2 protein-coding genes are annotated in these 2,666 nt (G+C 67.2%); both read left to right on the top strand.

What is annotated here, in order from left to right:
• Window positions 1-366 precede the first annotated feature (366 nt).
• On the top strand, window positions 367-1,899 hold the full coding sequence (gene istA / locus A3AI_RS0141805; protein WP_084801239.1) for an IS21 family transposase: 1,533 nt from the start codon (window positions 367-369) through the stop codon (window positions 1,897-1,899).
• An 11-nt stretch (window positions 1,900-1,910) separates the two neighbouring features.
• A complete protein-coding gene (gene istB / locus A3AI_RS0141800) occupies window positions 1,911-2,654 on the top strand; it encodes an IS21-like element helper ATPase IstB (RefSeq protein WP_024521122.1) in 744 nt (247 codons plus the stop codon).
• The last annotated feature ends 12 nt before the right edge of the window (window positions 2,655-2,666 follow it).

Genomic DNA, 2,666 nt, shown 5'->3' with positions numbered 1-2,666 from the left:
CCCGCCTCGATACGCCGCCTCTCTCAACCCGTCATCACCCAGTTTCGGCCATAGCTCCGCGCGTCGCAGTGTTGCCGATAAATAACGCCGAGTGGTCCATCAACAGGAGCGACTCGGATACCGAATAGGCTAGCCCGCGCTTTTCGCGGATCTCGCGATAGATGCGGATTCTGCTCGATGTCGCCCATCGTTCCGAGATGATCTCGCCCACCATTCCGATTTGAAGTCGCCCACCCATTCCGAGATGATGTCGCCCAGTGTTCCGGGATGATGTCGCCCGGGTGACGAGGCCTCTTCTGGCTCCCATAGGGTCAACCTTTTCGGCTTTGCGAAGGGGGACCCTGGATGCCGACGGAGAGGCTTGCGATGCGCCGCGTGCGCGATGTGATCAGGATGAAGGCGGCCGGGCTACCGAGCCGCGAGATTGCGCGACGGGTGGGCGCGGCGCCCTCGACGGTGCGGCTGGCGATCCGGCGGTTCGAGGCTGCGGGTCTGACCTGGCCGTTGCCCGACGAGCTCACGGACGCGGCCCTGGAACTCCGCCTGTTCGCCAAGACCGGCAATGGCAACCGGCAGGGTCACCGCCGCGTCGCCGAGCCCGACTGGGCGGCCGTGCACCGCGAGCTCAAACGCAAGCACGTGACGCTGTCGATCCTGTGGGAGGAGTACATCGGCGCCGAGCCCGGCGGATACCGGTACTCGCGCTTCTGTGAGCTCTACCGCGCCTGGGAGGGGCGCCTGTCGGTGACGATGCGCCAGGCCCATGCGGCCGGCGACAAGTTGTTCGTCGACTATGCCGGCGATGGCGTGCCAGTGGTGGTCGACCGCCTGACCGGTGAGCGCAGAACGGCGCAGATCTTCGTCGCCGTGCTCGGCGCATCGAGCTTCACCTACGCGCAGGCGACATGGACGCAGGGGCTCGCCGACTGGATCAGCGCCCATGTTGGCGCCTTCGCAGCGACCGGCGGCGTCCCGGCGCTGCTGGTGCCCGACAACACCAAGGTCGCGGTCATCAAGGCGAGCCTGTACGACCCGCAGATCAATCGTACCTATGCGGAGATGGCGGCGCATTACGGCACGGCCATATTGCCGGCGCGGCCGCGCAAGCCGCGCGACAAGGCCAAGGTCGAGCAAGCCGTCCTCATCGTCGAGCGCTGGCTGCTCGGCCGCCTGCGTCATCGCACCTTCTACAGCCTGGCCGAGGTCAATGCGGCGATCGGCGAGCTGCTCACAAGGCTCAACGAGGAACGGCCGATCCGGCGGCTCGGCGTGACGCGCCGCCGGCTGCTCGAGGAGGTCGACCGGCCGGCACTCAAGCCGTTGCCGGCGAGCCCCTACGTGCTCGCCGAATGGCGGATCCGCCGCGTCAGTCTCGATTACCACGTCGAGGTGGAGAAGCATTACTACAGCGTCCCGCATCGCTTTGCCCGCACGGAGGTAGAGGTGCGGTTCACGGCCCGTACCGTCGAGATCTTCCACAAGGGCGAGCGGGTCGCCGCGCATCAGCGCATGAGCGGCAATCACAAGCACACCACCGTGCCGGAGCACATGGCCTCCAGCCATCGGCGCTACGCCGGCTGGACCATCGCGCGTATCCGCCAAGACGCCGCCGCGATCGGGCCGGCGACCAGCGCGTTGTGCGAGCTCATTCTCGACGAGCGCTCGCACCCCGAGCAAGGCTTCCGCGCCTGCCTCGGCATCCTCAGGCTCGCCGCCTCCTATGGGCGCGACCGGCTGGACGCAGCGGCTGCGCGGGCGATCGACATCGGCGCGCGCACCTATGGTTCGGTCAAGTCGATCCTCGCCAACAACCTCGATCGGCGTCCCGCTCATCAGCGCTCCGCGGACGATGCGCCGATCCTGCATGCCAATATCCGCGGACCGCGCTACTACAATTAGGAGATCATCCCTTGCTCACCCATCCGACCCTCGACTGCCTCAACGCCCTTGGCCTCCACGGCATAGCCAAGGCCTTCGCTGATATCGAAGCCACCGGCGAGGCTGCCAGCCTCGGTCATGCCGAATGGCTCGCGCTGCTGCTCGAACGCGAAGCCTCGCTGCGCCACGACAAGCGGCTCGCCACCCGCCTGCGCTACGCCAAGCTGCGCCAGCAGGCGTGCGTCGAGGACGTCGACTACCGCACCCCGCGCAGTCTTGACCGCGCGCTGTTCGCCAAGCTTGTCGAGGGCCACTGGATCGACGATCACGTCAATCTGCTGATCTGCGGCCCGGCCGGCGTCGGCAAGAGCTGGCTCGCCTCGGCGCTCGGCCACAAGGCCTGCCGCGATAATCGTTCCGTGCTCTATCAACGCGTTCCGCGGCTGTTCGATGACCTCGCTCTCGCGCGCGGCGACGGCCGCCATCCACGCCTGTTGCGCGGCCTCGGCCGTGTCGACCTGCTGATTCTCGATGACTGGGGGCTCAAGCCCCTCGACGCCAGCGCCCGCCACGACCTCCTGGAAATCCTCGAAGATCGCTACGGCCGGCGTTCCACCCTCGTCACCAGCCAACTCCCCGTGGACACATGGCACGTGCTGATTGGAGACCCAACTTACGCCGATGCCGTGCTCGATCGCCTCGTCCACAATGCCCATCGGCTCGACCTCGCCGGCGAGAGCCTGCGCCGAACCCAGCCAGCGGCCCGAAGGCCATGAGCTCGTGGCGCT

Origin of the sequence: Bradyrhizobium sp. Tv2a-2 (assembly GCF_000472425.1) — a bacterium.
GTDB lineage: Bacteria > Pseudomonadota > Alphaproteobacteria > Rhizobiales > Xanthobacteraceae > Bradyrhizobium.
This window is presented reverse-complemented; position numbering and strand designations above follow the sequence as displayed.